Below are 19831 nucleotides of genomic sequence, written 5' to 3' on the forward strand. Positions count from 1 at the left end.
TCAAGGGAAGGAGACATCCTGCCAGTCTGGAGAAGCAAAGTACCAGTTGCTCACTCCCATCTGGTGGTTGTTCACATCCAGTCCTCCGTAGGAGGCAGTCGAGTTGATCCAGTAGTCTGCGCCAATCTGCACCAGCACCGGACCGGTAATCTTCAAGCGGCCCTTCACCGAGCAACTGCTCACCGTGTTCGCCGCAAAGGATGGACGCGGATAGGCCGTTCCATAAAAATGCCAGACTTTGTCCGCTGCCGTGGTCGGTGTAAATGTCGTCGAGTTGTTGGCGGCGTTGTAGCTCCAGGGCATCGGGTCGTGGGCGTCGTTGTTGCCGTACCAGGGGTCGCGCACGTAAAGACCACCTGCCATTGTTCCCTCGTCGTGCTGCATCAAGGTATTCTTGCCGCTCACGACGCACCACAGCTCCATGTAGTCGATCTCCACACTGCCTGGACTGCTCGGCTGGTTGGTATCGACGATCGACTGGCCCCAGTAGGTCGCAGACGTCCAGCCGGACGGGGCAGATGTCGGGCTATCGACATAAGCCGAACCGCTCGGCACATCCGCTGGTACCCCGGCGTCCGGCAGGGTAAAGTTCTGGCTGGTGCTCACCTGGCTATCGCCCATTGAGAGGGTGATAGGTCCACTTCTGGCGGTAGTAGGAACAGTTGCTGTCACCTGGCTGGAGGAGTCCCAGGTGTACTCGCCATAGGCCGGGTTGCCGTCTGCTCCTTGAAAGGCAACGCTGGTAACGTTGATGAGGTTAGTGCCTTTGATGACGACCTGGGTGTAGATGGTGCCGTTAGTGGGTGAGAAACTGCTGATGCTGGCAGGGGCACTGCTGAAGGAGGAACTGCTGGTGGCGGTGCCGGTGCTGGTTTTGACAGTGACGGGTCCACTGAAGTTGCCGGTGGGTGTGGTGGCTGTGATCTGGTTGGTGGAGTTGATGGCGTAGGTGAGGTAGGTGTTGCCGACTTTGACGGAACTGGCACCGTTGAGGTTGGAGCCTGTGACGATGAGTTGGGTACCGGGAGGGCCGCTGGTGGGTGAAACACTCGTAATCGATGGTGTCGAACCACCGACGCTAAAAGGCGTCGAACTGTAAGCCTTGCCTACACTGCTTTTAGCTATGATGCTGCCAGTCGAGGCATCGCTGGGAAGGGTGGCGGTAATCTGGCTGTCGGAATCGACGGAGTAAGTAGCATAGCCGTCGCCGAACTTGATGGAGCTTACAGCGTTGTAAAAGCCTGCGCCCTTGATCACAATCTTGGTGCCAGGCCAACCGCTGCTGGGTGAAAAGCTACTGATGTAGATAGGAACGTTGAAGCTGCCGCTGCTGCTGGTCAAAGAACCATTGACGTTGACAACGATCTTACCGGTAGTAGCGTTATTAGGCAAAGTAGCAGTAATCTGGCTGTCAGAATCGACGGAGTAGGTAGCGTAGCCGTTGCCAAATTTGACAGAACTAGTGCCGGTGTAAAAACCGGAGCCCTTGATCACAACCTTGGTGCCGGGCATCCCGCTGGTGGGTGAGAAGCTGCTGACCGTGGCAGCTTGTGCGAGAGCCACAGAGGGAAACGCTACGAAGGAGAAAGTCTGGATGGAGGCAGCCGTTGCATTCAAAGCGAGCAAAGCAGCAGCACATACAGAAACTTGATGAAGCGCAGACATAAATGACCTCTAACGTGAATGTGGGTGGATGCAATCGTGTGCGCATTGCAAAATTTGCCCTGGCGATGCGCGCAGGAGCTTTAAGCAAATGAGGAGATTAAGCCCCCAATGCGAAAGTAACTTTCTTCACACAACTGATTTGCGGTGAAGAGAGTTGCTTATGTTAGACACCTTTGGACGGCAGGAGTAAGCATAAATTCGCAAGCGATGAGTCAACATAATAAGGAAGAATGCTACGACAGCAGCAATCCCCATTGGCTTGCTTAATCGTCCATAAAATTTCCAGGGGGAATCGCAATGGAAATTAGACAAAGGCTTGAATTTTACAGGAAGGTGCAGCGGGGGATGAGGGTTACATAATTTGTTAGGGATGGAAAGGACACTTCTACGAGGAAGCTACCACATTCCTGGATTCCTTTGCCAAAATTCCTATAAATGTGGTAATTATTGTTTCGGAGAACAATCCGGTTAGTTCGCGGCTTTGCAGATTGAGAGTCAAGATTTCATGTATTTCCCCCATAATCTGAAAGAGACAGGCCGACCATGAAAAGCGTTGCAAGAATGGTGAATGTTAGCAGTAGGTATCTTCGAATCATTCGCGAAGTATTTGTTACAGCTAGCGAAATTCGATCACAGCCCAAAAACTGCCTGACCAGTAACGGATTTGAGGTTGTTCATGAATTCCTCCCTCAAGACACCTGTAGCGAATATATTGCACTCGCTCAGAAGTACCTGCACGGCTATAGCTACATCGTCCCTGCTCAATTCTACGAAAACTTAGCAAATGATTCCAGCAAATGTTTCGTGCATTACCGATCAGAAATCAAAGACGTTAATAAGGGAATGGTGCAAATCATTAATGCCCAAAAGCTAGATAGCCGGATTTCACAGTTGCTGACGACTGTCCAGAAGATACTGGAAGAGCGCACAGGTGAGGCTATTCATCCGCTTGGAGCAATTATTCAGCTCGATCAGCCTGATACAAAAACGAAGCGCCGATTACACACCGATGGAACAGAACCTGGGTATAAAGCGTTTATCTATCTTACCGATGTTGGGAGCACTAAAGACGGACCATACACTGTCATTCCTGGGTCGCATCGCCACATCCTGCGCAAACTTATCAACCTGTTCTACGTGCGCTGGCGCACCCTGAATTGGCGCGGCGAAAAATTGAACCGCTCGGACATGTTTGGAGATATGTTACTATTTTATAACGACGAGCAGAGTCTTCCCAATCTTGGCAATGCTGGTACAATGACATTGACGAACCAGCTTATTGTTCATCGGGGAGGGCTGAATGAAAATCCGAGATGGGCTTTGATTCTTCACTTTATCCCCAAAGCTTATTGGGATGGTAAACCCTTCTCCATGTGGTTGAGGGAAGTGGAAATGAGCAACAACCTCGTGCCAGAAACTTTGAGAGTTTCACTGCCTTAAAAAGCAGATGAACGACAAGGAGAGAGTGTTTCCTGTGCAATCTCTCCTACGCCAATTACTCAGTACCAACATTGCCGAAGATGTGGAGGTTAGTATGCGCAAGACGATGATCGGTGTTCACCGCAATCTTGGATTAAGGTTACTTGCTCTTAGCTTGGGATTGGTTCCCGGACTCAGTCAACCTGCCATGGCTCAGGCTTCAGGAGCATTAACAGTAAGTACTCCCAATTCAAGTATCGTGGCTGGACGGGTGGTTTTCTCTACGACCAATGAGCAAACCACTGCCTCGAAAACTGTGACGATCGCTAACAACGGCTCTGCCCCACTGACGATTACTGGCATCAGTACTGGTAATTCTGCTGAGTCAGTCAATGGCCCCTCCGGCACTTCCACTAATTACCAACAGGCAGGTTCTTTCCAGCTGCTTAATCTGCCTGCACTACCTCTTGTTCTCTCTCCTGGTGGGAGCTACAGCCTATCCATCGCATTTGCCCCTCAAAGGGTGGCGACGGTCAGCTCGAATGATAGCCCTACCCATACAATTAATGGAGAAAATTACGCGACACTCACAATCACGAGTGATGATTCTGCAAACCCGAGTGCCAAAGTTCAACTTGCGGGATTAAACGCTGCAGACTATCAGGGAGTGAATGAGCCATCAATCGCTGAGATAACGAGGATTTTCGGTTTTGGTACGTACATCGGCAACGAGAAAGATTATAATCCGGCTAGCATCCCGATGGGAGAGCAGATCTACACTCCTTATTTGCTTAGAGCGGATACAAGTAAATCCGTATTAATGTGGCCGCTCGCAGCATACAGCTCACCTGGCACATCTCCCCATGGTTATACCAACTTCAACGCTCAAGCAGGCAGTGGGGGCAATTCGGGCTTTTTCTACGCTCTGCCTGGCGGTAGCAACCCAAATGGTGGTGAAAACCAGAAGCTTTTGCCAAACATTACAAAGGACAATGGTGCGACTATTCTAGTCCCGTCTACGAGTAACGTCGGTCAAAATCCGACCAAAGCCTTCAACCTCGTCGTCGATGGTACTTATACCGACGCTGCTCTCAACTCTCCTGACGATCCGATTAACTGGCGGCTTTTCCCTTTGCGCGACGTAAATGGGCGGATTATTCCGAACAGTTGGATTGGGGCAGTGGATCTTGGCAATACTCTGCCTACCCCGAGTAACAATGGCAAAAACTACGATTTTCAGGATGACTTTTACCTGATAGCCAATGCGAAACCTTCCAACTCGGCCCTCAACCCTTTCACCGCTGGTCCGAATCCGGGTTCATCGAGTGTCAAATTGTTCTTCCAAGGTCCAGTTTCGGGGACGTTAGCCGATGCCAATGGTCAGGGTACTGGTTTTACCAGCACTCAGCGCAACAAGAACGACACCTTTACCAGTACACCTTCCTATAACCCGAGCCTGCTAAGACTCGATCCAACAAGTGGTAGCGGCATACTCTATATCACTACAACTAGCGGTAGCCCTAGCGGTACCACCAATACGCTTGTGAATGGCTTGCAACTAGCCTTCAACGGCCAATCGGCACCTTTTACGGCTACAGGTACTCTTGCTGGTCCCCTAACCCAGCTGACAACTCCCTATCAGCAGGGCGGGATCTTTCTTGGGCCAGACCAGGACAACTACATCAAACTGGTGGCGTACGCCCAGGGCAGTGGCAAGGTGGGAATTGCCTTCGTGCAGGAGAAGGCTGCGGTTGCAACGACGCTTGGTACAGTCACCCTATCCAGTCCTTCAACTATCAAGACGCTCCAGTTATACCTGCTGGCCAATCCGAGTACTGCAACAGTGACTGCAGCTTACCGGGTCATCTCAACCTCGGGTTCAGATTCAGGACAGCTGAACCTACCAGGAAGTGTCACCCTCTTCGGCGCAGATGTGGGGCGCTACTTTGACCCGAGAAGTAAAGCTGGGATCATTGCCTACAGTACGAATGCTGCCGCTGTCCAAATTGCCTACGAAAATTTCCAGATTCTGCAGACAGCTCCCTAAACCCATTCATCTACGAGGAGGAAGTCTATGAAAGCCTTCATTCTTGCCGCTGGCAAAGGCACGCGGCTGCGTCCCTTCACTGACGCCTTACCCAAGCCACTGATGCCTGTGCTCAATAAGCCGGTGATGGCCCATATTCTGAATCTGTGCCACAAACACGGCTTTGATCAGCTCGTGGCGAATCTGCATTATCGGGGCGAGAAGATCAGCGCCTTTTTTAGCAACGGTGCCGATTATGATGTTTCTCTGCAGTACTCATGGGAGGAGCAATTGCTGGGCACTGCCGGTGGAGTGCGACGGCAGGCGGACTTTCTGGCAAACGATACCTTCTTGGTGATCTCGGGGGATGTTATGACAGACATCGACCTCACCGCCTTGCTAAAGTTTCATCGTGAAAGCGGCGCTGTCGCTACTATGGCCGTCAAGGAAGTTGGCGACCCTAGCCGTTTTGGCATCGTTGTGACAGAGACAGACGGACGGGTGACACGTTTTCAAGAAAAGCCTGCCCGTGGTACAGAACAATCGCGTCTGGCAAACACGGGAATTTATGTCTTAGAACCCGAGGTGTTCAACTGGATACCGCCGATGGCCTTCTTCGACTTTGGGAACGACCTGTTTCCAATGCTGGTGGCAAAGGGAGCACCCGTCTACGCCATGCACACCGACGCCTACTGGTCAGATGTCGGCACTCTGGGTCAGTACCTCTATACCCACTGGCAGTTGTTGACCCATCCGGGCACGAAGGAGCGAATCGGCAACAATACGCTCATTGAGCCAGGGGCAGTTGTCTCTGAGCAGGCTCTAGTTGGCAGTAACTGCGTAATTGAGGCTGGAGCACGGGTGCTTGGTTATAGTTGTGTGAGCAACTCTTGCGTCATCCGCTCTGGAACTGTTGTATGCGATAGTGTTGTCTGGACAACGGAACAATTCGCCCACATTCTCTCCGGCGAACTGGTCCGCTCGATTTGGGGAGATGGAAAACAGGTCTCTCTCGACATGCCAAATTTGTGATTCTTGATTCCTAAACGTATAAACCCAGCGATGAATCTACGCCAGAAAGCTGTAAAGGGAGTAGGGTGGTCTGCTGTCCAGAATTTCGGGAGTCAGGCTGTCGGCTTATCAGTCTACTTGATCTTGGCTCGCCTGCTCGGGCCGGAAGTGTTTGGACTGGTGGCCCTCGCCAGCATTTTTGTGGCTTTCGTACAGGTCTTTCAAGATCAGGGCCTTAACGAGGCCATCATTCAGCGTCAGAAGCTGGATGAGTTGCATCTGGATACAGCTTTCTGGACCAATTCTGTTATGGGGCTGCTTCTGACGCTTTTGGGTGTCATCGGCAGCAGTTGGGTGGCCCTGTTCTTTCGTGAACCACGGCTCAGTCCAGTGATCTGCGTTTTGTCCCTTGGGTTTGTCATTGGTTCTCTAAGTGCAGTTCAGCAGGCGATCCTCACCCGCGACTTTGCCTTTAAGGCGCTGGCGGCTCGTTCACTCAGTGCAACCTGCTGCGGTGGTGTGGTCGGCATCGCTATGGCTATAGCTGGCTTCGGCGTCTGGAGCTTGGTTGGTCAACAGTTAACCAACCAGTTCATTGGCCTTGCCATGTTATGGCGAGCAAGCCCTTGGCGTCCGAAGCTGCGCGTCTCCCGTAAACATCTGGGTGAATTGCTCGCTTTTGGCGCGAATGTTACAGGCTACAACCTGTCCAACTTTTTCAATCGTCGTTCCGACGATTTCTTAATTGGTTACTTTCTTGGCCCTGTAGCTCTAGGTTACTACAGCATCGCCTACCGTATCTTGACGGTAATGGTTCAGTTGCTCACGACAACAACGACACAGGTGGCATTGCCTGCATTTTCACAACTCCAGCAGCAACCAGAACGATTGCGCTCGGCCTTTTATACGGTCACGCAGTTTACTAGCTTGATCTCTTTTCCGATTTTTCTTGCTGTCGCTGCGCTAGCTCCAGAACTGGTCGCAACCCTTTTTGGCAGCAAATGGACAGCGAGCGTTTCTGTTATGCAGGTGCTCTGTCTCGTCGGCATTCAACAATCTATATTTTTCTTTAACAGTACGGTCTTAATGGCAATGGGAAAGCCATCCTGGCGTCTGTGGCTCAATTTGTTGAACTCTGCCTGCGGGGTGGTTGCCTTTGCTCTGGCAGTTCGTTGGGGTATTGTAGCAGTGGCAGCAGCCTACGTTCTGCGCGTCTATCTGCTCTCACCTTTTACGTATTGGGCAGTTGATCGGCTCATTCACTTGGACTGGAAAATGTATCTCCGTCAGTTTCTCCCGGCTCTAGCTGGCTCAATAGCGCTACTTCTGGTCATTACAGCGATCAAAAGCATTGTCAGAGAGTCATTAATCCCTTACCAGTTGCTGCTAATCTGTAGCGGTGCCAGTTTGGGTACTTATCTGTTTGTTCTGCGCTTCAGTTCCCCCAACTTGTTCAAGCGTATGCTCGACACCTTACGTCTGTTTCTGCCAAGGGCTGCAGCACGGGTTCCCTAGCTTCAGCGGCACGCTACTTGCGATATGCGTCTGAGAAAGAATCGATTGAGGGAAATTGAGATGGTCAACGTAATTTCCTTAGACTCAAATCAACTTTCAACTTTCCGAACCCATCATCACTTTGAGCATTACGGAGAGTTTCACGATCTTGATGAATTTGCAAAGTACTCTCACTGGGCTGCCTTGAACAATGCAAAAGTGTACATCCTCGGTAATGGATCGAATACGCTCTTTACGGCTGACACGATTCGTGCGCTGGTGCTTAAAAATTGCATCCCCAAATTACTGAAATCACTTCCTGATAACAGGCTTGAGATCAGCTCAAGCGTACAAATCAATGATGTCTTGAACTACTGCTATCAGCGCTCTCTCACCTCCTTTTATTATCTGGCGTCTGTACCGGCGAGCATCGGAGGAGCCTTAGCCATGAATGCTGGACGTGGCAGGAGTCATAATTGCACCATCTACGATTTCGTCGAGAGTGTAACGTTTTTCGACGGAGAGACAGTAAAGACCCTCAAGAACGATGAAATTGCAAGAGGCTATCGCAAAACAATCTTTACAGGGATGCACGAGAAGCTGATCTTGAGCGCAATTCTACAATTTGAGAGAACGGAATTTGGGATAAGCCCTATTTCAGAGCGTCGCCAATTTGCAAAAGAGCACCAAGACAATACTCAACCCAATTGCGGTACGGTTTTTAAGTCTGCCTGCTATCCCATCATGGATCGGCTGCGCGGCATACGGGTTGGAGAGGCACAGTTTTCCCAGAAAACTAGTAACTGGATTCTCAACAAATCTGCGAGCAGCAGGAATATCATGCGCTTGATTGCAATTGCCAAGTTACTGCATCTGGTTACATTCAGGAAGATTGAGCTTGAAGTAATTAGTGTCAATTAAGTTATCTATTGTGAAAGTAACAGAGTCAGCTCAAACCCACCCACAGGAATGCCAGTCATGAAAGTAGGAATTCTGACATTTCACCATACGACTAACTATGGTGCTATGCTTCAAAATTACGCATTAGCTAAAACAATTGCAGCTATGGGATTTGACGTTGAGGATATAGATTACCGTCCCTACAGAGCAGTTCGATACTACCTGAAGGAGAATTTTTTACCAGGCCGTCCACTACTTAGCAATCTGATTAAGTACTGGAAAATGAGCGAGTTTAGAAAAGCCCATATCAAGCTCAGCAATTCTACCTGTTACACTCGCGAAGGTCTGCAACGGTATCGTCGAAATTATGATGCCGTCATCTGTGGTAGTGATCAAGTCTGGTGCATCGATTCATTTCGCAGATATGATCCCTCCTACTTTCTCGATTTTATCGACCAACAAGCAACTCGCAAGATAAGCTATGCTGCCAGTGCTGCCTGGACCACCACCTTTGGGCAACATAAGCAAAAGACGGCGAATTTGCTGCGCCACTTTTCTGCTATTTCTGTCCGCGATGCGAATACTCGACGGCTTGTTAAAGAGGAATGTGGTCTCGACGCACCTTGCGTTTTAGATCCGACCTTTTTGGTGAACTACGATGAGCTCTTGGCCACAAATACTATCCCCCAAAAGAGCCCATACCTGCTTATTTATAAAATGGGACCAATGCAGAGAGACGAAGAGAAGTTCATTCTAGAACTCGCTCGTTCTAAAAATCTGGAGGTTCTTTCTGTTGGATATTCCCATAAAATCGCTACTAGAAGAAATTTTATCGGGATTGGACCTCAAGAATGGGTAAATTACTTTGCTAATTCCCAGTATGTGTTTACCGATTCCTATCATGGAACCATTTTTTCGATTATTTTTAGAAAGCCCTTTAATGTTTTCGTAGACACTACCAAGGCAACCAAGACCGGTGATTTGCTCCTCGAATTAGGATTGACCGACCGGATTTTCGGTACTGGAGCCACTACTGACCAAGTGGACTATACCTTTGCGGCTGAAAAGTTGGCCAGGCAAATTCAGTTGTCCAAGGCATTTTTATCTCAAGCGTTAGCGGATGTTTCTCAAGTCGCCATCCTCGAATCAGGTGGAAAGATAAACATCTCTGGCTGAGTGGTCTTCTCGTTTATAGAGTGCGTGAAGCGTCAAAAGTTATAAGTACTATGGCTGCGATTAAATCTCGAGCAATCAAATGGGCGCGCTATGCCTCCAGTTTTTTACTCGATGGAATAGATTTTCTACATCGTCAAATGCTGGCCGGACGAGCACAACGCACGCTTGCTCGATTGCAGTCCTGCGGCGTCGGTGTTCGTGTCCTTGGAAAGTTGTACGTCTCAGAGCCAGAGGCTGTCGCTATCGGAAACAATGTCCACATTGGTGACAACGCCTACTTCAGAACAGAGGGCGGCCTGACGATCGGCGACAACGTTCATATGAGCCGCAACGTCACTATATATACAACTAATCACAACTTCACAGGTGCTGTCCTGCCTTACGACAATACTGACTTGCTAAAGCCGGTCACTATTGGCAAAAATGTCTGGATCGGCATGAATGTGTCAATTGTATCGGGTGTCCAGATTGGCGATGGTGCGATCATCGGCATGGGAGCCGTGGTGACACGGAATGTTCCTGCTCTCGCTATCGTTGGCAATCAGCCGATCCGTGTTCTCAAGCATAGAGATGCGGAGCACTACGAACAGCTAGAGCAGGCGCGCGAATACGGTGGTGTCAACGGCAAACCTTTAGCAAGAACGAATGTGCAACAGTTTGAGCCTAGTGCTGCGGATGCACAGATGTTTTTTGTTGCTACTGCCGAAGGGACGAGTAGCAAGATGATACATAATCTGCTTACTCAGCTGCCTGATGTTACCTGTATACACGAAGGAAGACCTCAGCTTGTGCGGCTTGCAACAGAGTTGGCCCACGGTTTGAAGCAAAAAGAGCAGGTTAAAGAAGAATTGAGGGCTCTCTACTGTAATAGCAGTGTTTTTTCGGGTTACTTGCACGGCGAGATCGATCACAAGTTGTGTCAGCTAATCGGCGTTTTGGCGGAATTGCTTCCGGCGGGTAAGATTATCTGGTTGATTAGAGATGGTAGGAACGCTGTAGCTTCAACCTGGACAGAGGGTTGGTTTTCCTGCGAAGAAGCCGAGCAGATCGTTCCAGTTAACTATAATTCTGGCAATCCAAAGCTACGGTGGATCAGCTATCGTCTGGATGGGGCAAAGTGTGGTTGTTTCAGTGAAGAAGAGTGGAATCGGCTGTCTACTTTTGAGCGCAACTGCTGGTATTGGTCCTACAGCAACCGAGAAATCGAGAGGCAACTTTCTTCACTTCCTGCTTCGCGAAAGGCGTTCTTTCGGCTAGAGGAACTGCAGACACAGCTCGGTAATTGGCTCACTTTTTTGGGACTTCAGCAACAGCAGGATCTATCTTTGATCGCACCAACCCAGGGCACTGGTGCTCCGGGCTGGCAGAGTTGGCAGGCAGATCAGATCGCTGCTTTTGAACGCCAGTGCGCTGGGGAGATGGACCGCTGGTACCCTGGCTGGCGACGAGGGACTCCCTGGCAGGTGGGTCATCCATCAAAAGCAGAACCGCTCCCGTCCTGATAGAAAGCGGCCACAGAATTTTGCTCTGTAGCCGCTTTATGGGATGTGTTTTTTCTCGATTTTAGGGGAAGGAGACATCCTGCCAGTCTGGAGAAGCAAAGTACCAGTTGCTCACTCCCATCTGGTGGTTGTTCACATCCAGTCCGGCATGAGGAGCGGTCGGGTTGATCCAGTAGTCTGCGCCAATCTGCACCAGCACCGGACCGGTAATCTTCAAGCGGCCCTTCACCGAGCAACTGCTCACCGTGTTCGCCGCAAAGGATGGACGCGGATAGGCCGTTCCATAAAAATGCCAGACTTTGTCCGCTGCCGTGGTCGGTGTAAATGTCGTCGAGTTGTTGGCGGCGTTGTAGCTCCAGGGCATCGGGTCGTGGGCGTCGTTGTTGCCGTACCAGGGGTCGCGCACGTAAAGACCACCTGCCATTGTTCCCTCGTCGTGCTGCATCAAGGTATTCTTGCCGCTCACGACGCACCACAGCTCCATGTAGTCGATCTCCACACTGCCTGGACTGCTCGGCTGGTTGGTATCGACGATCGACTGGCCCCAGTAGGTCGCAGACGTCCAGCCGGACGGGGCAGATGTCGGGCTATCGACATAAGCCGAACCGCTCGGCACATCCGCTGGTACCCCGGCGTCCGGCAGGGTAAAGTTCTGGCTGGTGCTCACCTGGCTATCGCCCATTGAGAGGGTGATAGGTCCACTTCTGGCGGTAGTAGGAACAGTTGCTGTCACCTGGCTGGAGGAGTCCCAGGTGTACTCGCCATAGGCCGGGTTGCCGTCTGCTCCTTGAAAGGCAACGCTGGTAACGTTGATGAGGTTAGTGCCTTTGATGACGACCTGGGTGTAGATGGTGCCGTTAGTGGGTGAGAAACTGCTGATGCTGGCAGGGGCACTGCTGAAGGAGGAACTGCTGGTGGCGGTGCCGGTGCTGGTTTTGACAGTGACGGGTCCACTGAAGTTGCCGGTGGGTGTGGTGGCTGTGATCTGGTTGGTGGAGTTGATGGCGTAGGTGAGGTAGGTGTTGCCGACTTTGACGGAACTGGCACCGTTGAGGTTGGAGCCTGTGACGATGAGTTGGGTACCGGGAGGGCCGCTGGTGGGTGAAACACTCGTAATCGATGGTGTAGGCGTGATGAAGGTAAAAGGCGTGGAACTGGAGGCTTGAGCGATGCTGGTTTTGACGACGATGTTGCCGGTTGTAGCGTTACTGGGCACAGTGGCCGTAATCTGGCTATCAGAGTTAACAGTGTAAGTGGCATAGCCGTTGCCAAACTTGACAGAGTTGGTGCCGCTATAAAAGCCTGCGCCCTTGATGACGACCTGGGTTCCTGGCAAACCACTGGTGGGTGAAAAGCTGCTGATATTGGCAGAGACCGTGAAGCCACTGCTGCTACTTATATAAGAGCCACCAATGTTGGCAACGATGTTGCCAGTTGTAGCACTGCTGGGCACAGTGGCCGTAATCTGGCTATCAGAATCAACAGTATAGGTGGCATAGCCATTGCCAAACTTGACGGAGCTGACGCCGTTATAAAAACCGGAGCCTTTGATCGCAACCTGTGTACCCGTCGAACCATTCGTTGGAGAGAAGCTGCTGATCGTGGCAGCAGTCTGAGCGAGGGCAGAAGACGGAGGAAGATTGAAGGAGAAAGTCTGGATGGAGGCAGCCGTTGCATTCAAAGCGAGCAAAGCAGCAGCACAGACGGAAACTCGATGAAGTACAGACATGGATGACCTCTAACACGAAGGTAGATGCAAATAGACACACGAAAACCGCGTTGTTCTGATGAACCTTCTGGTATTCAGTGAGTTCATTCAGCAGGATTGGGCAAAGCTAATAGTTGCTCTGGCCATCGGTTAATTGATGGGCTTTCGTCTCGGTTCTTTTGTTATTCGTATTCTGCAATCTGAAACATGATAGACACTACCGTCATCCGACTAACTTTAGGGACTCATAAAATTCCTGGCAGCTATCCGCCTGGTTAGCTCCTGCAAGCCCAAACTCTGCTGCAGAAGGGTACCGATACAGCCCAAATAGGACAGCCACCTGGCCAACCATCAGCAATGGGTCGGCATCTCGGGTGAATCTCTCAGGTGGCAGTTCTGGCTTCTACCGTTCCATCCGTCCAGCGTCCGTATTATCCTGGTGAGAATTGCTCACTCAGTCACAGCGACTCCGGAACAGTGGCTCAAAAGGAAGGAGATGGATACGTGAGAAAGGCTTTGATCACAGGCATAACCGGCCAGGACGGCTCGTACCTCGCCGAGTTCTTGCTTGAAAAAGGCTACGAGGTACACGGACTGCGCCGCCGCTCCAGTAGTTTCAACACTGGCCGCATCGACCATCTCTATCTCGATCCCCACCAACCGGAGGCACGCCTTTATCTGCACTACGGCGATCTATGCGACGGCACTGGCCTGCGGCATCTTGTTGAGCAGATCCAGCCGGACGAGGTCTATAACCTGGCCGCCCAGTCCCACGTCGCTGTCTCCTTCTTGCAGCCTGAGTACACGATCGAGGTAAATGCCACCGGCACCCTGCGATTGCTGGAGGCGGTGCGCGATCTGTGTGATCGCAGTGGCAGGCAGGTGCGCTTTTATCAGGCGGGTACCTCGGAGATGTTCGGTTCTAGCGCGCCTCCCCAGTCGGAGATAACACCCTTTCACCCCCGCTCACCCTACGCCGTCTCGAAGGTGGCAGCTTACTGGCAAACGGTCAACCACCGCGAAGCCTACGGCCTGTTTGCCTGCAACGGTATCCTGTTCAACCACGAGTCGGAGCGGCGCGGCGAAACGTTCGTCACGCGTAAGATTACTCGGGCTGCCACGCGCATCAAACTCGGTCTGCAGGAGCATCTGTACCTGGGCAATCTCGGTGCACGGCGCGATTGGGGCCACGCCCAAGATTATGTACGGGCCATGTGGCTGATGCTGCAGCAGGATGCCCCGGACGACTATGTCGTCGCCACCGGTGAGTCCTACGCAGTGTCGGACTTTGTTGAGCGGGTATTTGCGCGCCTGGAACTCGACTGGCAGGAGCATGTGCGGGTAGATCCGCGCTACTTTCGACCGGCAGAGGTGGAGTTTTTGTGGGGCGACCCGGCCAAAGCCCAGCAGCGTCTGAACTGGCATCACCACGTCAGCATCGATCAGCTAGTAGAGCGGATGGTCACCAGCGACCTGATGCTTGCCCAGCGCGAGAAAGTACTAAAAGAAGCAGGTGTGCTCGGCTCTGCGACTGGTTCTGCTTATATGTTCTAAGGAGGAAATGCCGGTGAGCGATGCTTAATGAGGGGTCTAAGCGATGAGCGAGCTTCAAGATCAGCGAGCCAAAATTTATGTTGCTGGCCACCAGGGTCTGGTAGGCAGTGCAATTTTGCGCCAATTGAACAAACTTGGATTTTCAAATATTGCGACCCGCACCAGCCACGAACTGGATCTGCGCGATCAGGCTGCGGTCAACACTTTTTTTGAGGCGGAGCGACCAGATTATATTTTTTTGGCAGCGGCTCGCGTCGGCGGCATTCTTGCAAATAGCACGTATCCGGCCCAGTTCATCTATGACAATTTGATGATTGCGACCAATGTCATTCATGCAGCCTGCGTCTACAAAGCTCGCAAGCTGCTGAATCTTGGCAGTAGCTGCATCTATCCAAAACTGGCACCGCAGCCGCTCAAAGAGGAATACCTGCTGACAGGACCACTGGAACCGACCAACCGCGCCTATGCCCTGGCCAAGATTGCAGCCATCGAGCTTTGCGATCACTACCGCACCCAGTATGGCTGTAATTTTATCTCGGCAATGCCCACCAACCTTTACGGCCCCGGCGACAACTTTGATCTCCAGTCCTCCCACGTTCTGCCCGCGTTGATGAGTAAGATCGTTGCTGCTAAACACGCTGGCGCAGCGGCAGTGGAAATTTGGGGAACAGGCCAACCCCTGCGGGAGTTTCTGTACGTCGATGATCTTGCGGATGCTTGCATCTTTTTGATGAAACACTTCGACGATCCTGGGCCAATCAACGTGGGTACCGGGGTCGATCTGAGCATCAGGAATCTTGCTGAACTGATCTGCGAGATCGCCGACTACGGCGGTGAGCTGGTCTTTGACAGCAGCAAGCCGGACGGCACACCGCGCAAGTTGATGGACGTCTCACGGCTGACAGCGATCGGTTGGCAGGCCAGAACGAGCCTCCGTGAAGGCATTCAAAAGACACTGGCGTGGTATTTGTCGGAGCACAGGCTCTCAGGACTACTATCAAAAACTTCCTGATCGGGGTGGCTCACTGTCGAGCTGATGATTCTGGTTGTACGAGCTTTGTGCAATACGGCAACCAGGATCGCGCTCAGCCTGAATGCGCGTACCGGCCCACTTGAGCTTTTCGCGCAGGGTGCGGAAGTAGGAGTGGCGCTCCTCAAGGATGACAAGACGCGCCGGATGGCGGGCCGCTTCGATGCGCACCGTCTGGCAGGGATGGATGGCTGCAGCGAGGGTGCCGTCGCTCCAGAGCTTGATGTTAAGGTCCGGGTCGTAGAGGGGGGCAACTTCGATGATCCCGGTAGCCGGTAGGACGACCGGGCGGCTCGACAACGAGAGCGGGCAGATGGCCGTGATCGTAATCGCCTCCAGCGAAGGAGCGACGATCGGGCCGTTTGCCGCCACGGTGTAGGAGGTGGTGCCAGTCGGGGTTGAGATGAGCAGGCCGTCGCCGTGGACCTGATCGACCACTTCGCCGTTGATCGCAAGCTCAAGGATGATGCTGGTGAGACGACTCTCGCCTGCGATCTTGAGGCAAAATTCGTTGAGGCAAAAAAACGGTTGCCACTCCGGCAGTGGAGCCGCACCGGTGAGCTGCGACTGCAACATCATTCGCTTTTCGATCTCGTAGTCACCTGCGAGCAACCGCTCCCAAAAAGGCGGCGTCAGCACCTCCGGCGGCTGGGTCAAAAAGCCCAGGTGGCCGCCGACGTTGACCGCCAAGATCGGCACATCGACCGTCGAGAGGTGCCGAGCGGCAGCCAGAGCCGAACCATCGCCTCCCAGCACGATGGCCAGATCGATCTGGCCATCGGTGGCGTCGAGAAAATCAGGATAAGGGTTGCAGCGCGGACCGGCAGGCCCGGTGTACACCTGACAGCCCGCCCGCCTGAGTAGCGCCTCGCACTGCTCAGCCTGGGCTTTGCTGCGCGCATCGTCGCCCCGGTAAGCGATCACCACCTGATCAAAAAAAGACATGCAGAGTTGGCCTCAGTTGCTGCATTAGGTAGCCCTTAACACAGCATATCCAACCCGGACACGGGTGTACTGGGACGAGACACCCTTCTTGCAGGATGAACGGCGAACAGTACCTCAATCATCCGATGTTCGGATTACTCTATCTCATCTGCCCGGCAGGGGAGGGAGCGGCGCTGTATTCGACGCTCTACACCCAGCAGATGTTTTTTCTGGTCGTCACGGGCGCAGCCCCTTCCTTTGAACCTGTGGGCCGCGAGCAGGCCCGCCGGGTGGTCGAGAACCGGATCAAACTCTTGCGCACCCTCAAAGGCGGCTACGACGAACTTGAGCGTCTCAGCCAGTTTCAGCAGCGCCACTTTTAGACAAAGCGGGCGAGCAATTCGCCGGTCTGCCAGGCGGTGTGCTCCCAGCTAAACTGAGTAGCGCGCACCAGACCCCGCTCGCGCAGTTCGGTGCGCAGGCCGGGTTCAGTCAAAATGCGCTGCATCGCGTCGGCAATCGCCTCCACCCGGTAGGGATCGACCAGCAGGGCGGCACCGGTGGCAATCTCGGTCAGCGAAGCAAGATTCGAGGTGATCACCGGTGTGCCGCAGGCCATCGCCTCCAGGACCGGTAGCCCGAACCCTTCCCAGAGGGTCGGGAAAAGCAGCGCCTGGGCGGATTCGACCAGGGCCGGCAGCTGGGCGTAAGGAACGTAATCGAGAAAGCGAACGCGCCTCTGGAGGCCCAATCGATCGATCTGGGCCACCAGGGGCGGTCTTTGGCGCAGATCCTGGGGGCCTGCGATCCAGAATTCGTAGTCGTCTGCCCGCAGACGGGCGAACGCCTCGATCATGCGCGCCAGATTTTTGTGGCGGTCCTGGCGGCCCACGTAAAGAAAATAGTTGCCCTGATCCAGCCCACGGGGATAAAAGTGCGCCGCGTCGTGGGCCAGTGCGATCGGCGTGATCTTGTGGGCAGAGATGCCGTAGAAGCGGATGATGTCGCTGGCAGTCGCCTTTGAGTCGCACAGGATATGCTCGGCGCGCTCCAGCACGCGTGGCACGTAGTACTGGAAGTAGCGCGTCAGCAGAGACGGGAACGGCCCTGGAAAACGCAGCGGGATGAGATCGTGGACGGTGACCACCGAGCGGCACTGGGCACTGAGGGGACTTTCTGGCAGCGGTGAGAAGAGCAGATCGGCTTTGAGAGCCCGGTAGAGCGCCGGCAGGCGGGTCTGCTGCCAGCCCAGGCGCGCCAGATGCCCCCAGCGCCCGCCATCGGAGGCGAGAAAGGCCGGTACGGCACAGCAGGGATATGGCTCGACCGCTCGGGGCGAAAACAGCGTCACCAGATCGCCCCAGTCGAGGTGAGCGAGCAGATTGAGGGCGTAGGTGCCAAGACCTGTCGGTTTCTCGGGCAAAAAGGCCAGGTTGATGCAAAGATGCGCCCTGACCATTACCCATCAATCCGGTCATGGACATCGCAAGCGACTGGCACGGCTGGTCCCTCAGGCATGAATGAGGTCGGGGAAGACCTGCTGGACAGCCGGATGTACCAGCCGGCCATGGGCAATATTGATGCCCAGCGCCAGGGCCGGATCGTGGTCGGTGGCGGCTGGAAAGCCGAGTTCTGCCAGCTTGACAACGTAGGGCAGCGTGGCGTTGGTGAGCGCCTGGGTGGCTGTCCAGGGCACCGCCCCCGGCATATTCGGCACGCCGTAGTGCAGGACACCCTCGTCGATATAGACCGGCGCGGAGTGGGAAGTAGGCCGCAGCGTCTCCACGCAGCCGCCTTGATCGACGGCGACATCGACGATCACAGAGCCACTGCGCATCCGACGCACCACCTCGCGGCTCACCAGCTTGGGGGCGCGCCGCCCGGTGACGAGCACTGCCCCGATGAGCAGGTCTGCCCCCGGCACGACCTGCTCGATCGTCTGGCGGGTGCTGAAGAGCAATTCGACGCGCGAGCCGAAGAGATCCTCAAGGTAGGCCAGCCGATCGAGGCTGACATCGAGGATCGTTACCCGTGCTCCCATCCCGACGGCGATGCGGGCCGCCTCGGTGCCGACGATGCCGCCGCCTAAGATAACGACGTGACCAGAGGCCACCCCCGGCACGCCACCCAGGAGCACGCCCCGGCCTCCCTGCTGCTTTTCGAGAAAGCGCGCACCGAACTGAACGGCCAGACGGCCAGCGATGGCACTCATCGGCGTAAGCAAGGGCAGCCGTCCGTCGGCCAGAGCCACCGTCTCGTAGGCGATGCAGGTGGTGCCTGACTGAAGCAGCGCTTCGGTCAATTCGCGGCTGGCTGCCAGGTGCAGGTAGGTAAAAAGAATCTGGTCCTTGCGCAGCAGAGGGTACTCGGCTAGCAGGGGCTCTTTGACCTTGACGACCATCGGCTGCTCGTAAACGGCGGCAGCGTCGGGGGCAATCTGGGCTCCCGCTTCGATGTAGTCTTGATCGCTAAAGCCAGAACCGATCCCCGCCTGCGTCTCGATGGCAACCCTGTGGCCATGATCTGTAAGGGCGCGCACCGCTGCTGGCGTGAGGCCGATGCGAAATTCTTGATCTTTGATCTCTTTTGGAACACCAATGTGCATGGAGGGACCGTTAACTCAAGGTATCTTTGAGAACCGTCCGGGCTGCCAGATGCTTGAGGGTCGTCTGCAGAATGTCGATCTCGCGCTGGAGGCGCTGGGAAGTGTTCTGCAGTTCCAATAGAGCCTGTTGCTCTTCTGCGGCACCGTAGAAACTTCCCCCGATCCAGTAGGAAAGTTCCAGAGGATCCTCCGGCAGTGTCGGCAGCGGGATGGGCTTCTCCATCAGCTTACTGGACAGGCGCACCACATCGGCGAGAAGTTTCTTTGCCTCGAAACTCAGCGCCGAGAGATCCGACTCCAGGGGCTCATCTTCTAACCACTGTACAAGTCCGACCCGATAGGGCTTCTGGCGGGTATATTCGAGCACTCTGAAACGCTTGACACCCACGGTCATCACGTTCATGCGGTGATCCGGCAGGCGATCGACCTGGGTGATCTCAGCACAGCAACCCACCCGCGCCGGCTGCCTGGCCTCTCCATCCCACAAGAGCACCCCGAAGCGGCAATCGGTGTCGAGCACCGTGTTCATCATCATCCGGTAGCGCGGCTCGAAGATATGCAGCGGCAGGGGGCGTCCTGGAAACAGCACAACATCTGGCAAAGGAAATAGCGGCAGCTCCTGGACGGCGAGTGAGAATGAAAGACTCATTACTGACCAAACTCCAAACGGGCTTGCTGGACCAGTTCGACGGTGACGAGGTCCGCCCCGCTGGCACGGGCCAATTCCTCGATGCGCAGACGGGCCTGGGAGCGGACGAAAAAAGGAATGTTCCGCAGCTTGACAAGTGCCTGCGGCGTCCAGCGCAGCTCGTCCATC

Annotated in this window: 17 protein-coding genes; 10 read left to right on the forward strand and 7 right to left on the reverse strand. The window is 53.8% G+C overall.

What is annotated here, in order from left to right; genetic code table 11:
• Positions 1 to 1563 carry an IPT/TIG domain-containing protein gene (locus GKIL_RS01330; RefSeq protein ID WP_187293869.1) on the reverse strand — a complete coding sequence of 521 codons (1563 nt, stop codon included), beginning with the start codon at positions 1561 to 1563 and terminating at the stop codon, positions 1 to 3.
• Positions 1564 to 2208: 645 nt separating this feature from the next.
• Between GKIL_RS01330 and GKIL_RS01335 the strand changes: the two genes are divergently transcribed.
• Genes GKIL_RS01335 through GKIL_RS22065 form a run of 7 tightly spaced genes read left to right on the forward strand, consistent with a single transcriptional unit; the run spans position 2209 to position 11193 of the window.
• Positions 2209 to 3105 carry a phytanoyl-CoA dioxygenase family protein gene (locus GKIL_RS01335; protein ID WP_023171537.1) on the forward strand — a complete coding sequence of 299 codons (897 nt, stop codon included), beginning with the start codon at positions 2209 to 2211 and terminating at the stop codon, positions 3103 to 3105.
• Positions 3106 to 3112: 7 nt separating this feature from the next.
• A complete protein-coding gene (locus GKIL_RS24040) occupies positions 3113 to 5131 on the forward strand; it encodes a hypothetical protein (protein ID WP_023171539.1) in 2019 nt (672 codons plus the stop codon).
• A 27-nt stretch (positions 5132 to 5158) separates the two neighbouring features.
• Positions 5159 to 6142, forward strand: a complete 984-nt coding sequence (locus tag GKIL_RS01345) for a nucleotidyltransferase family protein (RefSeq protein ID WP_023171540.1) — start codon at positions 5159 to 5161, stop codon at positions 6140 to 6142.
• Positions 6143 to 6172: 30 nt separating this feature from the next.
• Positions 6173 to 7636 (forward strand): lipopolysaccharide biosynthesis protein, encoded by a 1464-nt coding sequence (locus tag GKIL_RS01350; protein WP_023171541.1) that lies wholly within the window; start codon positions 6173 to 6175, stop codon positions 7634 to 7636.
• Between the two features lie 60 nt (positions 7637 to 7696).
• Complete coding sequence (locus GKIL_RS01355) at positions 7697 to 8536, forward strand: FAD-binding protein (protein ID WP_023171542.1); 840 nt, start codon at positions 7697 to 7699, stop codon at positions 8534 to 8536.
• Positions 8537 to 8593: 57 nt separating this feature from the next.
• Positions 8594 to 9691 (forward strand): polysaccharide pyruvyl transferase family protein, encoded by a 1098-nt coding sequence (locus GKIL_RS01360; protein ID WP_023171544.1) that lies wholly within the window; start codon positions 8594 to 8596, stop codon positions 9689 to 9691.
• A gap of 50 nt (positions 9692 to 9741) precedes the next feature.
• Entirely contained in the window at positions 9742 to 11193 is a 1452-nt protein-coding gene (locus GKIL_RS22065) for an acyltransferase (protein ID WP_081705140.1), read from the forward strand.
• Positions 11194 to 11254: 61 nt separating this feature from the next.
• Here GKIL_RS22065 and GKIL_RS01370 read toward each other — a convergent pair whose 3' ends face one another.
• Positions 11255 to 12922, reverse strand: coding sequence for an IPT/TIG domain-containing protein (locus tag GKIL_RS01370; protein ID WP_023171546.1), 1668 nt, complete (start codon positions 12920 to 12922; stop codon positions 11255 to 11257).
• Positions 12923 to 13405: 483 nt separating this feature from the next.
• On the opposite strand from GKIL_RS01370, the gene gmd reads away from it, so the two are divergent.
• Entirely contained in the window at positions 13406 to 14455 is a 1050-nt protein-coding gene (gene gmd, locus GKIL_RS01375) for a GDP-mannose 4,6-dehydratase (protein ID WP_023171547.1), read from the forward strand.
• 43 nt (positions 14456 to 14498) lie between these two features.
• Positions 14499 to 15467, forward strand: a complete 969-nt coding sequence (locus GKIL_RS01380) for a GDP-L-fucose synthase family protein (protein WP_023171548.1) — start codon at positions 14499 to 14501, stop codon at positions 15465 to 15467.
• Here the strand turns inward: GKIL_RS01380 and GKIL_RS01385 are convergent.
• On the reverse strand, positions 15453 to 16430 hold the full coding sequence (locus tag GKIL_RS01385; protein WP_023171549.1) for an NAD(+) kinase: 978 nt from the start codon (positions 16428 to 16430) through the stop codon (positions 15453 to 15455). The two genes, GKIL_RS01380 and GKIL_RS01385, sit on opposite strands and share 15 nt — an antisense overlap.
• A gap of 95 nt (positions 16431 to 16525) precedes the next feature.
• On the opposite strand from GKIL_RS01385, the gene GKIL_RS01390 reads away from it, so the two are divergent.
• Positions 16526 to 16792 (forward strand): PipX family protein, encoded by a 267-nt coding sequence (locus GKIL_RS01390; RefSeq protein ID WP_023171550.1) that lies wholly within the window; start codon positions 16526 to 16528, stop codon positions 16790 to 16792.
• On the opposite strand, the gene GKIL_RS01395 is transcribed toward GKIL_RS01390, so the two are convergent.
• Genes GKIL_RS01395 through GKIL_RS01410 form a run of 4 tightly spaced genes read right to left on the reverse strand, consistent with a single transcriptional unit; the run spans position 16789 to position 19830 of the window.
• Positions 16789 to 17868 carry a glycosyltransferase family 4 protein gene (locus GKIL_RS01395; RefSeq protein WP_023171551.1) on the reverse strand — a complete coding sequence of 360 codons (1080 nt, stop codon included), beginning with the start codon at positions 17866 to 17868 and terminating at the stop codon, positions 16789 to 16791. The two genes, GKIL_RS01390 and GKIL_RS01395, sit on opposite strands and share 4 nt — an antisense overlap.
• A gap of 51 nt (positions 17869 to 17919) precedes the next feature.
• A complete protein-coding gene (ald, locus tag GKIL_RS01400; protein WP_023171552.1) occupies positions 17920 to 19014 on the reverse strand; it encodes an alanine dehydrogenase in 1095 nt (364 codons plus the stop codon).
• A 10-nt stretch (positions 19015 to 19024) separates the two neighbouring features.
• Positions 19025 to 19663, reverse strand: coding sequence for an LON peptidase substrate-binding domain-containing protein (locus GKIL_RS01405; protein WP_023171553.1), 639 nt, complete (start codon positions 19661 to 19663; stop codon positions 19025 to 19027).
• Entirely contained in the window at positions 19663 to 19830 is a 168-nt protein-coding gene (locus tag GKIL_RS01410; protein ID WP_041243650.1) for a PCP reductase family protein, read from the reverse strand. Before GKIL_RS01410 ends, GKIL_RS01405 begins: the two co-directional genes overlap by 1 nt.
• Position 19831: the final 1 nt, after the last annotated feature.

The sequence above is a fragment of the Gloeobacter kilaueensis JS1 genome, from assembly GCF_000484535.1.
Taxonomy (GTDB): Bacteria; Cyanobacteriota; Cyanobacteriia; order Gloeobacterales; family Gloeobacteraceae; genus Gloeobacter; species Gloeobacter kilaueensis.

What these genes read in the sequence shown, in the direction of transcription:
- GKIL_RS01335 (WP_023171537.1), top strand. Translation starts at nt 2,209, where the DNA reads ATGAAAAGCGTTGCAAGAATGGTGAATGTTAGCAGTAGGTATCTTCGA.
- GKIL_RS24040 (WP_023171539.1), top strand. Translation starts at nt 3,113, where the DNA reads ATGAACGACAAGGAGAGAGTGTTTCCTGTGCAATCTCTCCTACGCCAA.
- GKIL_RS01345 (WP_023171540.1), top strand. Translation starts at nt 5,159, where the DNA reads ATGAAAGCCTTCATTCTTGCCGCTGGCAAAGGCACGCGGCTGCGTCCC.
- GKIL_RS01350 (WP_023171541.1), top strand. Translation starts at nt 6,173, where the DNA reads ATGAATCTACGCCAGAAAGCTGTAAAGGGAGTAGGGTGGTCTGCTGTC.
- GKIL_RS01355 (WP_023171542.1), top strand. Translation starts at nt 7,697, where the DNA reads ATGGTCAACGTAATTTCCTTAGACTCAAATCAACTTTCAACTTTCCGA.
- GKIL_RS01360 (WP_023171544.1), top strand. Translation starts at nt 8,594, where the DNA reads ATGAAAGTAGGAATTCTGACATTTCACCATACGACTAACTATGGTGCT.
- GKIL_RS22065 (WP_081705140.1), top strand. Translation starts at nt 9,742, where the DNA reads ATGGCTGCGATTAAATCTCGAGCAATCAAATGGGCGCGCTATGCCTCC.
- GKIL_RS01370 (WP_023171546.1), bottom strand. Translation starts at nt 12,922, where the DNA reads ATGTCTGTACTTCATCGAGTTTCCGTCTGTGCTGCTGCTTTGCTCGCT.
- GKIL_RS01380 (WP_023171548.1), top strand. Translation starts at nt 14,499, where the DNA reads ATGAGCGAGCTTCAAGATCAGCGAGCCAAAATTTATGTTGCTGGCCAC.
- GKIL_RS01385 (WP_023171549.1), bottom strand. Translation starts at nt 16,430, where the DNA reads ATGTCTTTTTTTGATCAGGTGGTGATCGCTTACCGGGGCGACGATGCG.
- GKIL_RS01390 (WP_023171550.1), top strand. Translation starts at nt 16,526, where the DNA reads ATGAACGGCGAACAGTACCTCAATCATCCGATGTTCGGATTACTCTAT.
- GKIL_RS01395 (WP_023171551.1), bottom strand. Translation starts at nt 17,868, where the DNA reads ATGGTCAGGGCGCATCTTTGCATCAACCTGGCCTTTTTGCCCGAGAAA.
- ald (WP_023171552.1), bottom strand. Translation starts at nt 19,014, where the DNA reads ATGCACATTGGTGTTCCAAAAGAGATCAAAGATCAAGAATTTCGCATC.
- GKIL_RS01405 (WP_023171553.1), bottom strand. Translation starts at nt 19,663, where the DNA reads ATGAGTCTTTCATTCTCACTCGCCGTCCAGGAGCTGCCGCTATTTCCT.
- GKIL_RS01410 (WP_041243650.1), bottom strand. Translation starts at nt 19,830, where the DNA reads ATGGACGAGCTGCGCTGGACGCCGCAGGCACTTGTCAAGCTGCGGAAC.